At 38.2% G+C, this 19,038-nt stretch carries 22 protein-coding genes and 1 riboswitch; of the genes, 8 read left to right on the plus strand and 14 right to left on the minus strand.

Translation table 11 applies throughout. From position 1 onward, the window contains the following. Positions 1–2: 2 nt before the first annotated feature. Together F5ESL0259_RS08230 and glpK are read right to left on the minus strand one after the other, a co-directional pair. The gene (locus tag F5ESL0259_RS08230) at positions 3–776 is read right to left on the minus strand and encodes a tyrosine-protein phosphatase (protein ID WP_122038139.1); all 774 of its coding nucleotides are present in this window, start codon (positions 774–776) and stop codon (positions 3–5) included. A gap of 26 nt (positions 777–802) precedes the next feature. Next, on the minus strand, positions 803–2,305 hold the full coding sequence (gene glpK / locus F5ESL0259_RS08235; protein WP_122038140.1) for a glycerol kinase GlpK: 1,503 nt from the start codon (positions 2,303–2,305) through the stop codon (positions 803–805). 142 nt (positions 2,306–2,447) lie between these two features. Between glpK and thiD (F5ESL0259_RS08240) the strand changes: the two genes are divergently transcribed. Both thiD (F5ESL0259_RS08240) and F5ESL0259_RS08245 read left to right on the plus strand, forming a co-directional pair. Continuing rightward, positions 2,448–3,260 (plus strand): bifunctional hydroxymethylpyrimidine kinase/phosphomethylpyrimidine kinase, encoded by an 813-nt coding sequence (gene thiD, locus F5ESL0259_RS08240; protein ID WP_122038141.1) that lies wholly within the window; start codon positions 2,448–2,450, stop codon positions 3,258–3,260. Between the two features lie 65 nt (positions 3,261–3,325). Beyond that, entirely contained in the window at positions 3,326–3,994 is a 669-nt protein-coding gene (locus tag F5ESL0259_RS08245) for a type 1 glutamine amidotransferase (RefSeq protein ID WP_122038142.1), read from the plus strand. A 160-nt stretch (positions 3,995–4,154) separates the two neighbouring features. Here the strand turns inward: F5ESL0259_RS08245 and F5ESL0259_RS08250 are convergent, their stop codons facing one another. The 4 genes from F5ESL0259_RS08250 to tenA all read right to left on the minus strand — a co-directional run bounded on the left by F5ESL0259_RS08250 (position 4,155) and on the right by tenA (position 6,783). Further along, complete coding sequence (locus tag F5ESL0259_RS08250; protein WP_122038143.1) at positions 4,155–4,643, minus strand: filamentation induced by cAMP protein fic; 489 nt, start codon at positions 4,641–4,643, stop codon at positions 4,155–4,157. Between the two features lie 17 nt (positions 4,644–4,660). Next, entirely contained in the window at positions 4,661–5,356 is a 696-nt protein-coding gene (locus F5ESL0259_RS08255; protein ID WP_122038144.1) for a Fic family protein, read from the minus strand. Continuing rightward, positions 5,349–5,771 carry a helix-turn-helix transcriptional regulator gene (locus tag F5ESL0259_RS08260; RefSeq protein ID WP_052724676.1) on the minus strand — a complete coding sequence of 141 codons (423 nt, stop codon included), beginning with the start codon at positions 5,769–5,771 and terminating at the stop codon, positions 5,349–5,351. The genes F5ESL0259_RS08255 and F5ESL0259_RS08260 overlap by 8 nt, the downstream gene beginning before the upstream one ends. Before the next feature lie 352 nt (positions 5,772–6,123). Then, positions 6,124–6,783 (minus strand): thiaminase II, encoded by a 660-nt coding sequence (tenA, locus tag F5ESL0259_RS08265; protein WP_122038145.1) that lies wholly within the window; start codon positions 6,781–6,783, stop codon positions 6,124–6,126. A 199-nt stretch (positions 6,784–6,982) separates the two neighbouring features. Then, a riboswitch (TPP riboswitch) is annotated at positions 6,983–7,081 on the plus strand. Between the two features lie 75 nt (positions 7,082–7,156). Here tenA and thiM point away from each other — a divergent pair. From thiM to thiE, 3 genes are read left to right on the plus strand one after another with little or no spacing between them, the layout of a single operon-like run. Next, positions 7,157–7,945 carry a hydroxyethylthiazole kinase gene (thiM, locus tag F5ESL0259_RS08270; protein ID WP_122038146.1) on the plus strand — a complete coding sequence of 263 codons (789 nt, stop codon included), beginning with the start codon at positions 7,157–7,159 and terminating at the stop codon, positions 7,943–7,945. Positions 7,946–7,956: 11 nt separating this feature from the next. Beyond that, positions 7,957–8,760, plus strand: coding sequence for a bifunctional hydroxymethylpyrimidine kinase/phosphomethylpyrimidine kinase (thiD, locus tag F5ESL0259_RS08275; protein ID WP_122038147.1), 804 nt, complete (start codon positions 7,957–7,959; stop codon positions 8,758–8,760). 10 nt (positions 8,761–8,770) lie between these two features. Beyond that, complete coding sequence (thiE, locus tag F5ESL0259_RS08280; RefSeq protein WP_370448811.1) at positions 8,771–9,436, plus strand: thiamine phosphate synthase; 666 nt, start codon at positions 8,771–8,773, stop codon at positions 9,434–9,436. A gap of 101 nt (positions 9,437–9,537) precedes the next feature. Here the strand turns inward: thiE and gap are convergent, their stop codons facing one another. Next, positions 9,538–10,557 (minus strand): type I glyceraldehyde-3-phosphate dehydrogenase, encoded by a 1,020-nt coding sequence (gap, locus tag F5ESL0259_RS08285; protein WP_122038149.1) that lies wholly within the window; start codon positions 10,555–10,557, stop codon positions 9,538–9,540. Between the two features lie 105 nt (positions 10,558–10,662). Between gap and F5ESL0259_RS08290 the strand changes: the two genes are divergently transcribed. Continuing rightward, on the plus strand, positions 10,663–11,394 hold the full coding sequence (locus tag F5ESL0259_RS08290) for a LysR family transcriptional regulator (protein ID WP_158596030.1): 732 nt from the start codon (positions 10,663–10,665) through the stop codon (positions 11,392–11,394). Positions 11,395–11,483: 89 nt separating this feature from the next. Here F5ESL0259_RS08290 and F5ESL0259_RS08930 read toward each other — a convergent pair whose 3' ends face one another. From F5ESL0259_RS08930 to F5ESL0259_RS08300, 3 genes are all read right to left on the minus strand, one after another. Further along, on the minus strand, positions 11,484–11,687 hold the full coding sequence (locus F5ESL0259_RS08930) for a hypothetical protein (RefSeq protein WP_147446452.1): 204 nt from the start codon (positions 11,685–11,687) through the stop codon (positions 11,484–11,486). 124 nt (positions 11,688–11,811) lie between these two features. Further along, positions 11,812–12,627, minus strand: coding sequence for a LiaF domain-containing protein (locus F5ESL0259_RS08295; protein ID WP_122038151.1), 816 nt, complete (start codon positions 12,625–12,627; stop codon positions 11,812–11,814). After that, positions 12,627–13,088, minus strand: coding sequence for a LytTR family DNA-binding domain-containing protein (locus tag F5ESL0259_RS08300; protein ID WP_110446771.1), 462 nt, complete (start codon positions 13,086–13,088; stop codon positions 12,627–12,629). The genes F5ESL0259_RS08295 and F5ESL0259_RS08300 overlap by 1 nt, the downstream gene beginning before the upstream one ends. A gap of 270 nt (positions 13,089–13,358) precedes the next feature. On the opposite strand from F5ESL0259_RS08300, the gene F5ESL0259_RS08305 reads away from it, so the two are divergent. Together F5ESL0259_RS08305 and F5ESL0259_RS08310 are read left to right on the plus strand one after the other, a co-directional pair. Further along, positions 13,359–13,631, plus strand: a complete 273-nt coding sequence (locus F5ESL0259_RS08305; RefSeq protein ID WP_038524621.1) for a type II toxin-antitoxin system RelB/DinJ family antitoxin — start codon at positions 13,359–13,361, stop codon at positions 13,629–13,631. A 12-nt stretch (positions 13,632–13,643) separates the two neighbouring features. Then, complete coding sequence (locus F5ESL0259_RS08310) at positions 13,644–13,961, plus strand: hypothetical protein (RefSeq protein WP_122038152.1); 318 nt, start codon at positions 13,644–13,646, stop codon at positions 13,959–13,961. 158 nt (positions 13,962–14,119) lie between these two features. Here the strand turns inward: F5ESL0259_RS08310 and F5ESL0259_RS08315 are convergent, their stop codons facing one another. From F5ESL0259_RS08315 to F5ESL0259_RS08330, 4 genes are all read right to left on the minus strand, one after another. Next, complete coding sequence (locus F5ESL0259_RS08315; protein WP_122038153.1) at positions 14,120–15,931, minus strand: FAD-binding protein; 1,812 nt, start codon at positions 15,929–15,931, stop codon at positions 14,120–14,122. Between the two features lie 36 nt (positions 15,932–15,967). After that, positions 15,968–16,195: an aryl-alcohol dehydrogenase gene (locus F5ESL0259_RS08320; protein WP_122038154.1), complete on the minus strand. Its 228-nt coding sequence runs from the start codon at positions 16,193–16,195 to the stop codon at positions 15,968–15,970. 169 nt (positions 16,196–16,364) lie between these two features. After that, the gene (gene purB, locus F5ESL0259_RS08325) at positions 16,365–17,660 is read right to left on the minus strand and encodes an adenylosuccinate lyase (protein WP_122038155.1); all 1,296 of its coding nucleotides are present in this window, start codon (positions 17,658–17,660) and stop codon (positions 16,365–16,367) included. Positions 17,661–17,663: 3 nt separating this feature from the next. Beyond that, the gene (locus F5ESL0259_RS08330) at positions 17,664–18,953 is read right to left on the minus strand and encodes an adenylosuccinate synthase (protein ID WP_122038156.1); all 1,290 of its coding nucleotides are present in this window, start codon (positions 18,951–18,953) and stop codon (positions 17,664–17,666) included. Positions 18,954–19,038 lie beyond the last annotated feature (85 nt).

Here is a 19,038-nt window from a genome sequence, read left to right on the forward strand (position 1 = left end):
CTCTAATCTAAGTACATTCGTTTTAGTTGAGCCAAGTCATCATCATTAAAGCCCAATACTTTTTTAAAAAAGGTGGGAAAATCGCCCCAGCCGCCACGAACAGTTTCTGTAATGCCGCGAATTGCTATGCCCTCACCTTTAGTGACGTTCATTTTGGAAACCATTTGCGTAATTTCATCATTACTTGGCAATTGCCGAGAAACTGCAAAATCATAAAGTTCATTGGTTAACAAATAATCACGGGCAATAGTGTCATCGTCTACGCCTAATGCCATTAAGATCAAGGCAGATACCATTCCCGTTCTGTCCTTACCAGCACTACAGTGGTAAACCAGTGCTTCATCTTCTGGCAATTCCAACAGTTCCGCAAAAACGCGGGCAAACATTTCCTGGCTGTGGGAACTTAGCAAAGTTTGTTGATAAATCCGACCAATAAAATTATTATGCATATCAGGAATATGATGCAAAAAGCGGTAGATTGACCGGTTATTTTGCACATCATTGATATTGTCAGAATATACCGGCAAATCAACATATTTCACATCGGGCCATGCCATATCAGGTGAAGAGGACTTTTCGTATTCAGAGCGCAGGTCACAATCGACAGTGACGCGTAACTTAGCTAATTTAACCTGGTCTCTTGCTGTTAAAGAGCTGAGTGAATCTGAACGATAAATTTTATTCCATTTAACTGTCTGACCAGTTACGCTTTGATAGCCTCCAACATCGCGAAAGTTCATCGGACTATCTAATGCAATTATTCGATCATGTGCCACTTTCTTATCCTCCTTTTATTATAAAACTACTCACCGTGGGCAAAGACTTGGGTGGCCTTCACGGCTTTTTTCCAACCCTGATACAAATGTTCCTTTTCGCTTTCAGGCATCTTCGGTTCAAAAGTTTTACCTACTACGAAAATATCCTTTAATTCATTGACATTTTGCCAATAACCCACGGCTAAGCCAGCTAAGAAAGCTGCACCCATTGAAGTTGTTTCTAATATTTTGGCACGCTCAATTTTAATACCTAAGATGTCAGACTGAAATTGCAGCAAATAGTCATTATTGGAAGCACCGCCATCAACGCGCAAAGTCGGAATTTTAATGCCCGAATCAACTTGCATCGTATCAACTACATCTCGCGTTTGATAAGCCAGCGACTGCAATGTGGCCTTGATAAAATCTTTGTCATTTGTTCCACGTGTAATACCGAAGACGGAACCACGGGCTTCGGAGTCCCAGTACGGTGCCCCTAAGCCGGTAAACGCCGGTACCACATAAACTTCATTTTCAGATTTTGATTGCCTGGCTGCCTTCTCCGAATCCGCCGCGGTTTTAATCATTTTGAGTGAATCACGCAACCACTGAATAGCGCTGCCGGAAACAAAAATAGAACCCTCTAAAGCATACGAAATTTTGCCGTTTAAACCATACGCAATAGTAGTCAATAAATTATTGTCAGATTCTGTTGGTTGTTCTCCAGTATTCATCACGATAAAGGAGCCTGTGCCATAAGTATTTTTAACCATGCCCTTTTTCAGGGCTAACTGGCCAAATAAAGCCGCCTGCTGATCACCGGCAATGCCGGCAATCGGTACTCGTCCACCAAAAAAAGTATAAGACTTGGTGTAGCCATAAATTTCAGAATTAGACTTTACCTCCGGCAACATTACTTTAGGTATGTTAAGCAGCTTTAAAATGTCTTCATCCCAGGTTAAATCATGAATATTGAAAAGCATCGTTCTTGAAGCATTAGTATAATCAGTCACATGAACTTCACCAGCGGTCAAGTTCCACAAAAGCCAGCTGTCAATTGTACCGAAAAGCAGCTCGCCATTTGCGGCCTTTTCTTGTGCTCCAGCGACATGATCTAAAATCCAGCGAATTTTAGTGGCGCTAAAATAAGGGTCAATTATTAGTCCCGTCTTTTTGTGGATCAGATTGCTATAGCCATCTTTTTTTAGCTTTTCTGCTAAGTCGGTCGTCTGCCGTGATTGCCATACAATTGCATTATAAATGGGCTTGCCGGTTTTTTTATCCCAAATTACCGTTGTTTCACGCTGGTTGGTAATGCCTATTCCTACTATTTGCTGTGGCCGCACTCCAGAATTGATGATGGCATTAGCAATTGTTGTTTGCACTGCGTGCCAAATTTCTTCTGCCTTATGTTCCACCCAGCCCGGTTGGGGAAAATATTGGGGGAATTCTTTTTGTGAAGAGGCAATTTTTCTGCCCTGATGGTCAATTATCATTGCCCTGGTTGAAGTTGTGCCTTCATCAATTGCCATAATATATTCTTTTAACATCTTTGATCCTCTCCGACAGAAAGCGGTTTTATCTTCATTTTACTACTAGGCCTTGCTTTTACAAGAAATTATTATAACATTATGCTTGTTTTAAGTTATACTGGTTACATAGAGCTTTTATTAAAATGGGGATATATCAAAAATGAAAAAAGAAATTATTGCTTTAACAATTGCTGGCAATGACAGCGATGGTAGTGCGGGAATGACCGCTGACCTGCATTCTTTTTATGCTAGGCAAGTTTATGGTATGGGGCTTTTGACAGCCGCAGTAGCTGGTAATACTACTGGAATTTACGCCCAGGAAGTCATGCCAATTCCTTTTATTCAAAAGCAGTTTGATGTCCTAAATGATGATTTTAAAATTGATGCACTTAAAACCGGCATGCTTGCTAACAAAGACGTAATTGCTTGTGTTGCCGCCAATTTGCATAAATATGACATGGGTAAAATTGTGCTTGATCCGGTCATCATGACTAAGCATGGTGATACCCTACTTGATGATGATGCTTACCAAGCGTTTCTTGAGCAATTAATGCCACTGGCTGACATTATTACACCTAATTTTTATGAACAGAAAAAGTTAACAGGCTTAAGTTTAGATACTAAAGAAGAAATTCGCCAAGGTGCTAAAAAGCTGCAGGAAATGGGCGCTAAAAATGTTTTAATGAAGGGGCGCCATGATAACTCCCAGCAGTCCCAAGTGACTGACATCTTGTTAACTACAGATGGCGAATTCCACGAATTTACCAAGCCTTTCATTAATACAGATAGAATTAATGGTACAGGCGACACTCTATCTGCTGTAATTGCTGCCGAATTAGCCAAAGGCCAATCGATTATCGCTAGCGTTCAAACAGCCAAGGACTTTACTTATGAAGCTATTGCCCATCCAATTGCAGTTGGCTCCAAATACGGCCCAATTAACCACTTTGCAGCGCAGCAAAATCTTAAATAACTATTCTTTGCCCACTTCTAACTATTAAGATATACTTTAAACAAGAAAATAGGGGTTGGTAAATAATGGCTAACAAAACAATCAAGATTGCATATTTATACGAAGACCTGATGAATACTTACGGTGATTCTGGCGACGTTAAAATTATCAGGTTTTTGCTAAAAAAACAGGGCTATGATACACAAGTTGATAATATTTCTCTTGGTGATCAATTCAACGCTTTTGATTATGACTTTGTCTTTTTTGGTGGTGGACAGGATTTTGAGCAAACCGTTGTTGCTAAAGATTTACCGCGTCATAAAGAAACTTTGACAAAGTATATTAACGCGGGCAAGCCTATGGTAGGTGTCTGCGGTGGCTACCAGCTAGTGGGCACATATTATAAAACTAATGCCGGAGTGACAATCAAAGGGCTAGATATTCTACCTTTCCACACCGTTTTTAAGGCAGATAAGCGCATGATTGGCGACACCCGCTACATGAGCGAATGGGGCGAAGTCAAAGCCTTTGAAAACCATTCGGGTCAAACCTATTTTGACGATCAGGATAAGTTGCATCCCTTAGGAGAAATGATTGAAGGTTATGGCAACAATCCCCAAGATCACGTCGAAGGCTTGCGCTATCGCAATTTTATCGGTACGTATTCCCACGGTCCCATATTAAAAAACTTGAATGTCGCTAACGCCATAGTCAAGATGATTTTAGAATGGCATGATGAGCGTATCAAATCATAGACTATCGGAATAATTTTAATAACAAAAAAGCTACTAGGCGTAGTAATGATATGACCCCCAAATTTAGGACAAATTTGGGGGTCATTTTTATGTCTAAATTATCTAAGCAAGACAAAATTGAAATTTTTAATCTTTGGCAGAACTATCAGGTTGGAGCAGTTCACTTGTTACCATCGTAGAACATTTGCTGGCGCATATTGTGATACATCAGGGTCAGTGCCTTATCGGTGGCAGTACGATCACTGATTAACAGCTGCTTTAAATATTCCTGTTCCTGGCCCTCTTCAATCATAGGTGGTTCAAACTCGCCTCGGTAAGTTGCTACACTGCCTGAACCATTACGCAAATATCCTGGAAAGGCCGCCGTATCGCGGGCAACAATCGCATTAAGCCTCTTTTCGAAGTTTAAGTCCAGGGGCTTTTTTTCATTGATAGCAAACTGCCAGCCTCGCTTCAATTGAACAATAATATTAATATCATCGATTGGAACGCCGTCAACACCCAGGCCATCAATGATTGTCTGGGTCTGCGGCATGGTGGTAGTCAGGCCTTCAAAGCGTGAGTTAGTGAAGACTAATTTGGTTAGATTGGTTTTGGCAAAGCGTCTATTTTTTTCAGGCGTTAGCCTGAATTTGTCTTCATACTTCAATTGATTTATCCTGCTTTCTACTCTAATTCAAGGCCTTCATCTTGATCAAACTCCTGCTGCTCTTTGTTCTGTTGTTCAGCGTATTTTTGGGCAAGTTCAGCTTGGCTAAGTGTCTTTCCAGCACTTTGCTGCGAGGCTAGTACTTGGAACGCCCGATTGCTGCTGGGGGTGTTCTCAACTTTAATCAGTTTAGCAATTTTGTCAATGTTAGCTTCATTTTGCGCTTCAATCATCTCTTTGTTTCTTCGCGGATAGTCAATTACTTGGCCATGATTAGCCGCGTATGCAGAAAGAAAAACTTTGCAGCTACGGCCGTTGCCCTCTCTAAACGGGTGCATGAAATTAATTGCGTCTAGCAGCTCAGCATAGTCTTTGTTAGCCAAAGGCTTGCCCGCGGGGTGCTTGTGCAGCATGTTATTAATATCTTTTTCGGCAAAATCGAATCTGGTATGATCAAAAAATTCATACCCGTTTTTATTGAAATTGCCGGGGCGATATTTACCGGCCCAATCGTATAGTTCACCAAATAAGAATTGATGTACCTTCTTAAGGTCTCCGATATCGTTTATTTGGGGCTTTTTTTGCAACAAGAACAAAGCATTCCGAGCGGATAGCTCATATTCCTTTTTCTCTAACTCCTTTGAGTCATGGATATGGAGCTTATTTTTTAGGACGCCATTTGAATACAAGGTTTCACTAATCCAATCACTCATTATCCTTGCCCCAAATTTCTTCAAAGCGCTCAGCCACTACTGGATCAGGCTGGATAGCTTCATCAAATAATTCCTGGATATCTGATTCTGTGGGATTCCACCCTTCCAGGTGGTTGACTTCCACGACAGTTCTAATTTGTTGGTAAATTTCTTTATTAGCAATGAAAACGCCTTGGATAGTCTGCGTTTCATCGTTTATATCTAAAATATATGGTTGTGTTTCTAGCATATTGAGTAAATCTCCTGGCTTCTCTTTAAGTGCGATTGCAAAGGCATTAAGGACCCTAATTGACCAGGTCTCAATTGGTTTAACAATTGAGTTTCTTAAAGTACTAAGTGGGACGTTGCTGGCCTCAGCGACTTTAGCGACGCTTATATTTTTGCTTTTGAGTAGTTTAACGATTGTTGCACTCATTTTAAAACCTCCAATATCCTTACTTATATTATACCATATTTAATCACTTTTATAGTGATATATGGTAAAAAGCGATATTAGATTTTAAAGTAGTGCTATTCAAGTTCTATACCTGTGGATTGTATTACCTGCTTATTGGAAATCACAACACTATCTGTTTTGTCTTTATTTAATTGTATCTCCGCTTAGTAGAATTTTCTTGTTTTTTAATATTAACTAGCACATCGTTCCAATCTTTACCAATAGTTTTGGCAGGCTGTAAATTGCATTTATCAAATCAAGTAGGGTATTCAACTTAAAATTGCAATTTCCGATTTGCATTATTACAAAATAAAAGTACTTTTTGCAAAAGTTACTTCCAATCTTGTTTTTCATAAGCCATCTGCCAAAACTGCAATTCATAATAGCTGCTGCGTACAAATGCAGTTTGCATTTGCTCAAGTTCTTCATTAGTCGCACTTTCAGCCAAAGAGTTGGTTAAATGCAGCATTTTTGCTACGTTGGCGCCATACCATTCGCCATCATAAGTATCAATCCATTCCTGATAATAAGAAACCGGTGAGCCCTTTTCTGCCATTTTTTGGCCAATTTCCTGATAGAGCCAGTAACATGGTAAAAGTGCTGCAACCGCTGGTTTAACACCAGATCGATTTAATGTCATATGCATATGGTTAACGTAGTTATAAGCTGTTGGCGCCACCGGAGTTTCAGCAATTTCAGACGCAGTTATGTTTAATTCTTCAAAAAAATGGCCTCGCACTGATATTTCGACATCTTTTAAGTCTTGTGCCCCTGCCAGTAAAAATTCCTTTACTTCCTGATTATCCGTTTTTGCCGCAATTAATTCATGCAACTTGCTAAATTCTCTTAAATAATAGCGATCCTGCAACAGATAAAATTTAAAAGTTGCAATTGGGAGTTCGCCACTTTGTAGTTCCTTAATAAAGGGATGCACCATACTTTTATGCCACAATGCCGTCCCTACTTCATGCAGCTCATCCGTGAATTTCATATTTACTTTCCTCCAAATTAAATAACTGTTAATTATTACTAACTACACTTTATTCAAAATTAACTATAATCACTATGCTTTTTTTGCTTTTTAGCACATTTTTAATAATAACTAAAATTCTAGTACTTATGACATAAACAGATAGTATCTTTATTAACCTAGCGTTGTCATAAGCAATAAAATACGCTATAATTGTAAGCGATAACACGAGGGGTGCCTTTTTGGCTGAGATGAAAGTATTTCAGACCCTTTGAACCTGTAAGCTAATACTTGCGTAGGAACGTGTCAAAAACGCTTAAGCTTTGGCATTTCCACGTGCCAGGGCTTTTTTATTAGTAAAAAATTTTAAGGATATTAAATTAGGAGTAATAAAATGCAGTTAGACTTATTAGATAAATTACGAGCGCAAAATCCCGTTATTTTCAACATCGCAAATTTTGTGACAGTTCAAGACGTGGCGAACGCAGTTAATGCTATTGGTGCTTCACCAATTATGAGCAATGAAGTCGCTGAAGCTGAAGAAATAGTACGAATGGCTTCCGCGGTGGCAGTTAATATTGGCTGTTTAACTAAAGAGCAAATCAATCATATTAAAAAGGTAGAAGACCTAGCACGGCAATATAACAAGCCGATAGTATTTGATCCTGTTGCGGTTGGTGCAGTTGAATATCGCTACAAAATCGCAGATAAGCTTTTATGGGATTTTCATACCAGTATTATTCGCGGCAACATTGGTGAGATCGCTGCCTTAGGTGACTTCAACTGGAATTCAAAGGGCATCGATGCAGGTTCCGGCTCTGGTAATATTGATGATATTGCTATGAAAACTGCTCAGAAATATCATTGTACGGTCATTGCCAGCGGTCCTACAGATACAATTAGTGACGGTAAAAGACTGGCTCATGTTCACAACGGCTCACCACTTTTTAAAACTCATGTGGGCTCAGGTGATATGTTGTCCAGTATTGTCACAGCTTTTACCGCAGTCACTGATGATCCGTTTGAAGCGGCTCAGATAGGTGCTTTAGTTTTCAGTTGTGCGGGTCAAATGGTTGTCCAAGATCATCCCGGAGTTGGACCAGGTACTTTTGGTATGTACCTCATGGATTATTTGTACAAAGTAACAGTCCCTGATATTAAGCAAATTGCTGATTTTGATTAAGGAACTTCATGATGACAGAAAAAATTAATTCTTTTCCCCAGGTTTTAACTATTGCTGGGACAGATTCAGGTGGTGGTGCCGGGATCATGGCTGACCTAAAAACTTTTCAAATGCAAAAGGTATTTGGAACAGCAGTAGTCGTGGCAGTGACAGCACAAAACACTTTGGGCGTCCAAAAATCTTTTTTACTACCACTAGAAATGATCGATGCCCAATTTGCATCTTTAGCAGAAGATTTTCATATTCGTGCTTGTAAAACGGGAATGTTAGGTGATGCGGCTCACGTTCACCAAGTTGCACTTAATTTGCAAAAGTATGACTTTGGCCCCATTACCATCGATCCAGTGATGATTGCTAAGGGTGGCGCACCACTTTTAAGTCAAGATGCTGTCGCCACCGTTAAAAATGAATTGCTGCCTTTAGCCGATCTAATCACACCTAACTTACCAGAAGCAGAAGCTTTAACTGGCATCAAGGTACAAAATCAAAGTCAATTTCCTGAATTAGCCCATAAACTACAAAACATGGGTGTTAAAAATGTGCTAATTAAAGGTGGGCACACTAATAGCGCAGAAGTAAAAGATTATGCTTTATTTGCCGATGGTACTGATCTTTGGGTCAGCAGTTCCAGAGTACATACTAAACGCACTCACGGCACCGGTGATACTTTAGCTGCAGCAATTACGGCGCAACTGGCTTTAGGACAAAGTTTACCTGCCGCAATTACAATCGCTAAAAAGTACGTTACCAAGACTATTAAGGAAACTATTCAAGTTGGTCATGGCCATGGTCCTTTAAATCATTGGGCCCAGTAATTTAGGAGAAATAATGAAAGAATTTAACACTGAATTTTTACATGCTTATTTTATTTGCGGCAGTCAAGATGTGCCCAAAGGTAAAACACTACCTGGTATAGTCGCAGAAGCCCTTGCTGCCGGCATCACGGCTTTTCAGTTTCGGGACAAGGGTCCTAATTCAACTTTAAGTAAAACTGAGAGACTACCTATGGCGCAAAAATTACATCAACTGTGTCAAGCATATCATGTACCCTTCTTCATTGATGATGATGTCAAGTTGGCCCAACAAGTTCATGCCGAGGGCGTTCATGTTGGTCAAAGTGATGAAGAAATAAAACAGGTTATTAAAGAAGTTGGTGGTCAAATGATTATCGGCTATTCCTGTTCGAATTTAGCTCAAATTGAGCAAGCCAATAAAATTAGCGGAATTGATTATTACGGTAGTGGTCCAATTTATGCCACCGAGTCTAAAAGTGATGCCGATCCCGAAATTGGTATTGCCGGCTTAAGCCAACTGGTCAAAAATGCTACTCGGCCAATTGTTGCTATTGGCGGGATAACTGTTAACGATTTAGAGGCAATCGCTAAAACTAAGGCAGCTGGTGCTGCAGTAATCTCAATGATTGCTCAAAGCAATAATATTAAGCAAACTGTTAGTCAAATGCTCACAACGCCATGGATAAAAAGCGACTAGCATATTTTAAAGACACAAAAAATGATTCTGCACTTGGCAGAACCATTTTTTTATTGATGATAAACAGTTTTTAATTGTAAAAATATAAGTTATATTGATAATTAACCTAATTGGGCAACTTTTTGCAGTGTTCTAATCATTTGAGCTACAAAGCCGGATTCATTATCATACCAGGCGTAACCCTTAACTAATTGTGCACCGTCATCACCAGTTTCAACCTGAGTCAGAGTTGGATCAAAGATCGAGCCATACTCAGTACCAATAATATCTGATGATACAATCTGATCATCATTATAACCAAAAGAAGGATTACCTTCAGTGTGCTTTTTAATTTTGGCATTAAACTCTTCAGCTGTAACTTTTTGCTTCAAAATAGCGGCTAGTTCAGTAATTGAACCGGAAATAACCGGAACTCTTTGTGCAATACCTGTAAGTTTGCCGTCTAATTCAGGTATAACTAGTCCTATCGCTTTAGCTGCTCCTGTAGAATGGGGAATAACATTAGCAACTGCGGCACGGGCATTACGGACATTGCCTCCACGGTCAGGTCCATCCTGCAACATTTGCGAAGCAGTATAAGCATGAGTGGTAGACATGATTCCTACCTGAATGCCAAATTCATCGTTCATTGCTTGTGCTAATGGTGCCAAGCAATTAGTGGTACATGAGCCAGCGGAAATAATTTGATCAGAATCAGTTAGTTGATTATCATTTACGCTATAAACAATAGTTTTCATATTGCCTGCAGGAGCAGAAATTAAAACTCTTTTAACACCGGCATCAAGATGAGCCTGTGATTTTGCAGTTGAAGTGTAAAAGCCGGTACATTCAAGCACTATTTTGACACCATCATTTTTGACCCACGGAATTTGACTGGCATCTTTTTCCGCATAAACCGGAATATTTTTACCGTCAATTACAATACTATTAGTGGTAGCAGTCACTTCATGATGAAATTGGCCATGCGCGGTATCATACTTCAATAAATGTGCTAACATAGCTGGTGAAGTCAAATCATTGATTGCGACAATTTCGATATCATCACTGGCCACTTCATATATTCGCCGTAAAGCAAGTCGGCCAATGCGGCCAAAGCCGTTAATACCAATTTTTGTAGTCATAATAAGTTCCTCCTTTTAGATTACAAAATTAGTATATTAAGATAAAATAGCCTTGCATAATCCAAGTTTATAATAGAGTTATCACTTTTAATGATATGGAGCAACATGAATTTCAACGACTTACATATTTACCAAACAATTTATGAAACTAGATCGCTTAACAAAGCAGCATTGAAATTAGGCTACACCCAATCCAATATTACAGCCAGGCTCAAAGCACTGGAGCAAGAATTGAATACGCCCCTTTTTGTGCGTTCTAATTTAGGAGTCAAACCAACCAAAAACGGACAAAAAATGCATGATTTCGCCACTAAAGTTTTACAAAACTACCAAAACCTGAAAGAGGATTTGTCTATTAACAAGCCCAAAGTCCTCATTTCTGAGTTGCTTTTTGGCTATATTATTACCAAAAAAGCACCATTTTCATTTGAGCACTATGACATTATCATTAAAAATACCAATGAAATTCAAGAATTAATAACTAAGCATGCATATGACATGGTCTGGACTTTTACCCCTATTACTCTACCCCAATATTCGTTAATCAAGAAAAGTCATTTACAAGCTTGTTTTTTAAAAGGCAAAAAGCAGGAAAACAAAAGAGTACCGGTTGCCATAAACGCAGACATAAATTGTCCGTTTCGTAACTTGACTCTCAAATTAACGCAGAATAAAAACAGTGTCACTGAAATTGATTCACTAGAAATGATTTTAGAGCTAGTCAAAAAAGGCCAGGCAACTGCATTATTGCCTAAATACTTAATGAATGATGATTTAGTTGCAGCTAATTCGCAAAGTTGGAATATCCCCTATTATTTTTATCGCTACCAGCTGTAAATAAAACATCCAATTTTTACAATTTAAAGTCTAATTGAAATAAAAAGTACCAGGCACTTCTAGCCTGGTACATTGAATTTTTAGAAAAATTATTTTTTCGCCCGTAAAATTTTGGCCTTGGCATCATTGTAGCCGTCAATGTAGCGTTCTATTTCAATTGCTTTATTCTGGGTAACACGATTAACTAAGTTAACACCTTTTTTAGGAAAAGCTTTGAAAGAATGACTCTCTGCATAGTCCTTTTTGGCTTGTTCATAACCCATTTGATAATCACTGAGAGAACTCTTTTTCACAGTAGTTTTTGCTGCATGATAGGTATAATCATTGGTATCACGCCATTTTTTATAGGTTTTTTCAGCTTCTTTATAGTTTTCTTTGACATAGTCAAGTAGCTACTTTAAAGTAACTATTTTATTTCTATACATAATTAACTTCCACATCACCCATGCTGAAATGGCCTGTTAACATTAATGTAGGACCGCCACCGGTAGATTCGTCATTAATATCTAATTCTCCCAGAGCTAGGTTTAAGTTATCACTGTTGACTTTCCATGAAGTTGGAACGTAAATTTCAATCTCACCCATGGTACCGTTAATATCTACTGTCACTACATCGCCAGCAGCCTTAGCCTGATCAAGGTAGACTTCAACTTCACCTAATGAAGAATTAATTATGACACTACGTAAATTTTGTGAATGAACATAGCGTGAAACTGATGACAGCTTCTGATTTATTACTATATCTTCACCATCAGTATGGTCTTTACTGTCATTAATGGTATCGCCATCAGTTGTATAATCTTTACTGTCATTAATGGTATTATTATCAGTCGTTTTATAACTTTTATCAAAGTCTGACAAATCATCATAGTAATCCCTAGGATTAAATTTATGTTTAAAGTAGTTTCCTCCTAAAAACCAGCTTTTTCTAAAAATTAATGTCAAACCTATATAAATCAGCAATGCAGCAATCAATACTGTCCATGGAACAATTTTGGTAATATGCAATGGTTCAGCGTAAACAATTAAGAGAAAAGCAATAGAAAAAGTCGTACCAAACAAGCTTCTATCTGCTAGACTTTCAATTAAAGCCGCTCCAAACACAATAGTCCAAATAATCATACTTACTTTCAAGTGAAAAGAAAATAAGTGTAGCTGATTCATTACCAGAAAGACAGCAGCAGCCACTAATGCTATCCCCCAAAATATTTCTCTAATTTTATTTTTTCTCATTATGATGACCTTCTCTCGTTTAACCTATCATTTAAGTTATGGTAGTAATGACGTGAAACATAGACAGTTTTATAAGAATCGCGAAAATTAATTTTACAGTTAGAAATCGAACGTGTTAACGCATAAATTTGATTTAAATTTAAAATTGTTGACTTAGAGACCCGCATGAATTGATTGTTTAATAAATTTTCTAATTCATAGAGTTTGTAATCTACTGTAAAAGCATCCCTCGCAGTATGTGCAATCACTTGTTTATCTTCTGTTTCAAAAAATAAAATTTCGTTCATACTCAAGTAATAGGACACGTTGTCTTTTTTACATTCAATTTGATCAGGATGGCTGTTGATACCTTGAAGTTGACGGTAAATTTGTTCAACTTCTGGTGTCACAGCTTTAGCACGGATAGTTACACTAGTTTCATCATTATCCAGATCCGGATCCAGCTCTATTTTTATTTTCACGCTTCTCACCTGCCCTTCATCACTTGATGATTTTATTAAACGCTAATTTTAATATAAAATCTAGCCTTTTTAACTAAGTGGTAATCTTAAGAAACCAAGTGGTATATTTTTTTGGTTCAGAAGAAAAGAAAAAATTCAAAGTCAGTTTTAGTATAGTATTTTATTTAAGACAATTTTTAGGCTAAAATTTGCAAAAAGTACCTAAAATATGCTATTTTAGGTACTTTTATGATATTATTTATGTAACAAAGTAATTTCGGGAGGCAAATTATGGCAACTAAGATTGTTACCAAAAGATATTCTGTTAATATAGACAAACAAATAGCGGATACTGCAGAGCTAGTTATCCGAAAAATTGGTCTTAAACCTAATGATGTAATTTCAATGATGCTTACACAGATTGCGGACAAAGGTAAACTACCCGTAGCATTTTCAGTTGACGATTATGACCATCTAAAAGATGAAATTATTGCAGCTAGTCGTAAAATTCCTGCACAAAAGGTTGAAACCTCCGAAGAAATAGCTGACTTTTTCGCAGATTAAGGAGACCAGTTAATGAATTTGGGCGATATTTTTATAACATACCTTGAATACGAAGATGTACCAAATGGAAAAAGTCGGCCAGTTTTATACATTGAGCAGGATGCTGAATTTTATTATATATTTAAAATTACTAGTAAATATCAAAATAAGTCAAAAAGCATTCGCGCAAAGTATGCTAAAATTACCGATTGGCAAAAGTCGGGCCTTTACAAGGAATCGTGGATAGACTGTAATAAACGGTATCAGCTGAGAATTGATAAAACGAGACTAAAAGGTATAGGTAATTTAACGATAACCGATTTGAATAATCTTAAGAAATTTATGTGGTAGAGAACAACAAGGACAAGTATGAAAAAGGCACTGAGTTTTGATATGACCCCCAAATTTGTCCTAATTTTAGGGTTCACATCATTTTATTATTCAATGCCTTTTAATTGTTTTAAGAGAAGCCGGGGTTTTTCAAACCCTTCTAAATTCCAAACAACTATTTATTTAATTTTACTTAATGCATCCCTGACAGCGTCTTTTAATCCTCTAGTGGTATTAGAGGCACCCGAAATTGCATCGACATCAACTGTATTTGCATTAACCATTTTTGCTGGTAATTCATTAATTGCCTTTTGACCATAGTCATCGGATTCAGCTTGTTTCAGAACTTCGATATTTTTGAGATTCTTTTGCTTATCAGCCGTTACCCTGACAACAATTTCATCTCCCATCCCTTTAGTAGATTTACCAATATATTGTTCAGGACCAGTTGGATATTCTTCTTTCTTAATATCAGAACCAAGTGGCCGTGGCTTTAATAGTTTTTCATGCTTAGGAGAAGGTACATTGACTTCTGCTACATCATCTTTAAGATGAGCTGCATTTTGGCCCGCAATCTTACCGAAAATCAAGCAGTCCGCAAGATCGGACCCACCTTGATATAAGTTAGACATATTACTGCCCAGCTCCCCGGCACCATACAAATGCGGAATTGGTTTGTGCTCTGGATCAAGAATTTCAGCACGAGCATTTCTTCTAGGACCAGCTTCGGACCAGCCAATAGTCTGTACCAATGGAATTGCATAATACGGTCCAGTTTCAGAAAATGCACTTAAAGTAGCGGGATCACGATGATAAGCATAATCATGCTTCTTTTCAGCAAAGAAGTTAAATTCGTCAATTGTACTTTGCAGTTTATCCGCAGCAACTCCCATCTTTTCTGCTAATTCAGAAACAGAATCAGCTTTAAGAACGGAATTAAGTGCTTTATTATCAGGGAAAGTATCAATCTCACTGATCTTGTCATATTGCTTTTGATCAAAGACAAAGTAAGGGTGAATTGGATTCAATGGTTTGTACCATGAACCATGATTTTCTACATAGCCTTCACGTGCTCCTTGATCTTCCTTAAAGTAGCGTGTGCCATCATCGCCAACCGTAAAAATACTGCCTGTATAGAAGACCGGGTTACCCATATAAAATGGTGCACGCTCCATCCCAGGTTCATAAAAAGCAAAAGCTTGTTGCATTCCACCAGCCGCATACATTGACATATGCCACATATCCGCACCTGCTTCGTGGGCCAGGTCAATACCCTTACCTTTATTATAAAGTGAACCCAGTGGCACTAACTTGTGTGAACCAATGTAATCCTGAATCATTTGCGGATTATTTTCGATACCACCAGTGGTTAACACTACACCATTTTTAGCGTAAACGTTTAATAAAACATGATCCCGCTCAATTTGAGCTCCGACAACTTTTTTACCAGGAGTTTGCAAAATATGCTTAACAGGTGCAGAATACCAAACATCAATTTTATCACTGCGATCGAGTACTTTTTGCCGTAAAATATTCCACAATGAAGCGTTAAAAATTCCCTTCTCCATTGTGATCATGTCATAGCTTTTAGCACCAGGTAAATCAGGGTGATCGGCAATTACCGCATCATCCGGCAATCCTAAAATAGTTTTATAGCTAACAGGTTCATTCACATCCAGATATTTTCTAAAATATTCTTTCATGTGTGTAATGCCATGAACAACTGTGTCTTCTATTTCAGGGTCAATGCTAAAGTGCTGGGCCAAATGCTCATAGTAAGCGCGATAATCTTCTTCACTGCTGCTATAACCTACAAGTTCAGCAGCATACCTTGTGTTACCACCTTCGTGACCTTCTGGAGCTGAGTCAACTATTAGCACTTTAGCGCCACTATCAGCCGCAAAGCGAGCTGCAGTTGCTCCGGCTCCACCAAAACCTAAAACTACTACATCATAGCTTGCATCATAATATGTATGATCATTAACTATCATATGTTTACCTTTCTTTCACAATAATAATTTTTAAAACTATTTATATTTTTTATCAAAAACAATAATTGGTTTTATCGTACTGCCATTTACAGAATCCTTGATGGCTTCATTAATTTCCTCTGGTTGATAAAACTTAACCATTTTAGCAAGTGGAAACTTGCCTGAACGATAAAGATCAACCATTTCAGGAATAAATTTCTGCCGTACAGAATCAACCTCAATAACACCTGTGAGACATTTTGAAGCTGATAAAAGATCAATCATCGGACCGAGCTCCTTAATTGTCTTGATTCCTATAGTTTTACTTAAATTTCATTTTATTGTTAACAAGCTCAGCTTATCACATAACCGCTTACATAAAACACTACTTATTCAAAATTTAATTTTTTAAGTATAAAAAAAGCTCACATTCAAGTGAACTTTTATTTATTAATTATTCCAAACCAACTTTTTTAAAGATTTCGTCAACATGCCGCAAATGGTAATGATAGTCAAAAGCATCGGCGACATCGTCTTCAGAAAGGTAATTCATGATTGGACTATTCTCAACTAATTTTCTAAAGGAAATTCCCTCATTCCAAGACTTGTTAGTTAGCTTTTGAACCATGTCATAAGCATCTTCACGAGAAAGACCAGCCTCATCAATAAGCTTTAACAGCAAGCGTTGTGAGTAAATCAAGCCATAAGTTTTATCCATGTTCTTAAGCATTGTTTCTGGAAAAACATCTAGATTTGTCAAAATACGGTTAAAGCGATCAAGCATATAATCAATACCAATTGTTGTGTCTGGCAGAATCACTCTTTCGGCACTAGAATGAGAAATATCGCGCTCATGCCAAAGTGATATATCTTCATAGGCTGTAATAATATGACCACGTAAAACTCGTGCCATGCCGCAAAGATTTTCTGAGCCAATAGGATTACGCTTATGAGGCATCGCCGAGGAGCCTTTTTGCCCAGCACGGAAATGTTCTTCAACTTCATGGATTTCAGAGCGTTGCAAGCTTCTAATTTCGGTTGCCCAATTTTCAATACTGGTAGCTATCAGCGCCAAGGTTGCAATATATTCAGCGTGTAAATCGCGTGGCAATACCTGGCTGGTAATTGGCTGCTGAGTTAAGCCTAGCTGCTTTAAAACACTGGTTTCAACAGCTGGCGGTACGTTAGCAAAAGTCCCAACGGCTCCGGAAATTTTCCCTGATTCTACCCCTTTTGCTGCATGTTCAAAGCGTTCAATATCACGCTTAATTTCCGCATACCAGCGAGCGAGCTTCAGGCCAAAAGTAGTAGGTTCAGCTTGAACGCCATGCGTGCGCCCCATTTCCACCGTATTTTTATACTTAAGTGCTTTTTGTGCAATCGTCTTTTTCAGGTCTTGTAAATCCTGCCGAATAATTGCATCAGCCTGTTTTAAAATATAGCCCTGCGCCGTATCAACCACATCAGTCGAAGTTAAACCAAAGTGCACCCACTTTTTCTCAGAACCCAGACTTTCGGAAACAGTACGGGTAAAAGCCACCACATCATGGTGCGTTATCTGCTCCAATTCAGCCACCCGTTCAGGTGTAAAACTGGCATTTTGGGCAATTTTAGCAGCATCTGCTTTTGGTACTTCACCTAATTCACTCCAGGCATTGGTGGCGGCTATTTCTACCTTTAACCATGCTTCATATTTATTTTCATCCGACCATATTTTGCCCATTTCAGGGCGAGTATAACGTTCTAACATAAATTACATTTCCCATGGATTCTGTAACACGATTGTTTGTTCACGATCAGGTCCTACTGAAACAGTAACAAGGGGAATACCTACAAGCTCTGAAACACGGTTTAAAAACTTCTGTGCATTTTCCGGCAAGTCAGACCAACTTTTAGCACCTGTGATATCTTCTTTCCAAGCAGGTAATTCCTCATAAACAGGCTTACACCGGTATAGTTCTTTCAGGCTGGCAGGATAATAGTCAATCTTTTGACCATCGAGTTCATAAGCAGTTGCAATTTTAATAGTGTCAAAGCCGCTGAAAATATCAAGTAAGTTTAGACTTAAGCCGTTAATACCAGCTACACGTTTGGCATGACGTAAAGCCACTGAATCAAACCAGCCCACGCGACGAGGACGACCGGTAACCGTCCCATATTCATGAGCAGTTTCACGAATACGGTCACCAGTTTCATCTAATAATTCAGTTGGAAAAGGACCAGCACCAACACGAGTAGTATAAGCTTTGCAGACGCCAATAACAGTTTTTAACCGGTTGGCACCAACACCGATACCACTGGCAATACCGCCGGAAATTGTGTTCGATGAGGTAACAAAAGGATAAGTTCCTTCATCTATATCAAGCATAATTCCCTGTGCCCCTTCAAACAGGACTTTTTCATTGTTATCAAGAGCATCATTGACTAACACCGAAGTATCAGTGACATATTTTTTCATTTTTTGACCATATTCATAATATTTGGCAAAAATATCCTCAAATTTAAGTGCCGGTTTACCATAAATTTTGGTAAATACTTCGTTTTTCTGTTCTAAGTTAGTACGTAATTTTGCTTCAAAGGTATCTTTTTCAAGTAAATCACAAACGCGAATACCAATTCTGGAAGCTTTGTCCATGTATGCTGGACCAATACCGTTTTTAGTAGTACCGATTTTTTGATCGCCCTTTGCTTCTTCTTGGTATTCATCTTGCTTGATATGGTAAGGCATGATGATGTGAGCACGATTAGAAATCTTTAATTTACTGGTGTCTATGCCTTTTTCTTCAAGATTTTTTAATTCACTAAATAAAACTTCAGGGTTAATGACCACGCCATTACCGATTACGGCACCTTCTTTTGACGCAAAAATGCCTGACGGAATCAAGCGCATCTTAAAATCTTGACCATTAATTTCAATAGTATGACCAGCATTATTACCACCGTTTGAGCGTACAGTATACGCTGCTTCATTACTCAAAAAGTCAGTGATTTTGCCCTTTCCTTCGTCGCCCCATTGACTACCAACAACTGCAACTGCTGTCATTTTTATTCACCTCATTAAATTTCTACAAATATCACGTAAATAGTCTAGCAATTTGCCTACATTTAGTCAAATTTAAATGCGAATT

It is taken from the genome of Lactobacillus sp. ESL0259, assembly GCF_003693045.1.
GTDB classification, from domain to species: domain Bacteria; phylum Bacillota; class Bacilli; order Lactobacillales; family Lactobacillaceae; genus Lactobacillus; species Lactobacillus melliventris.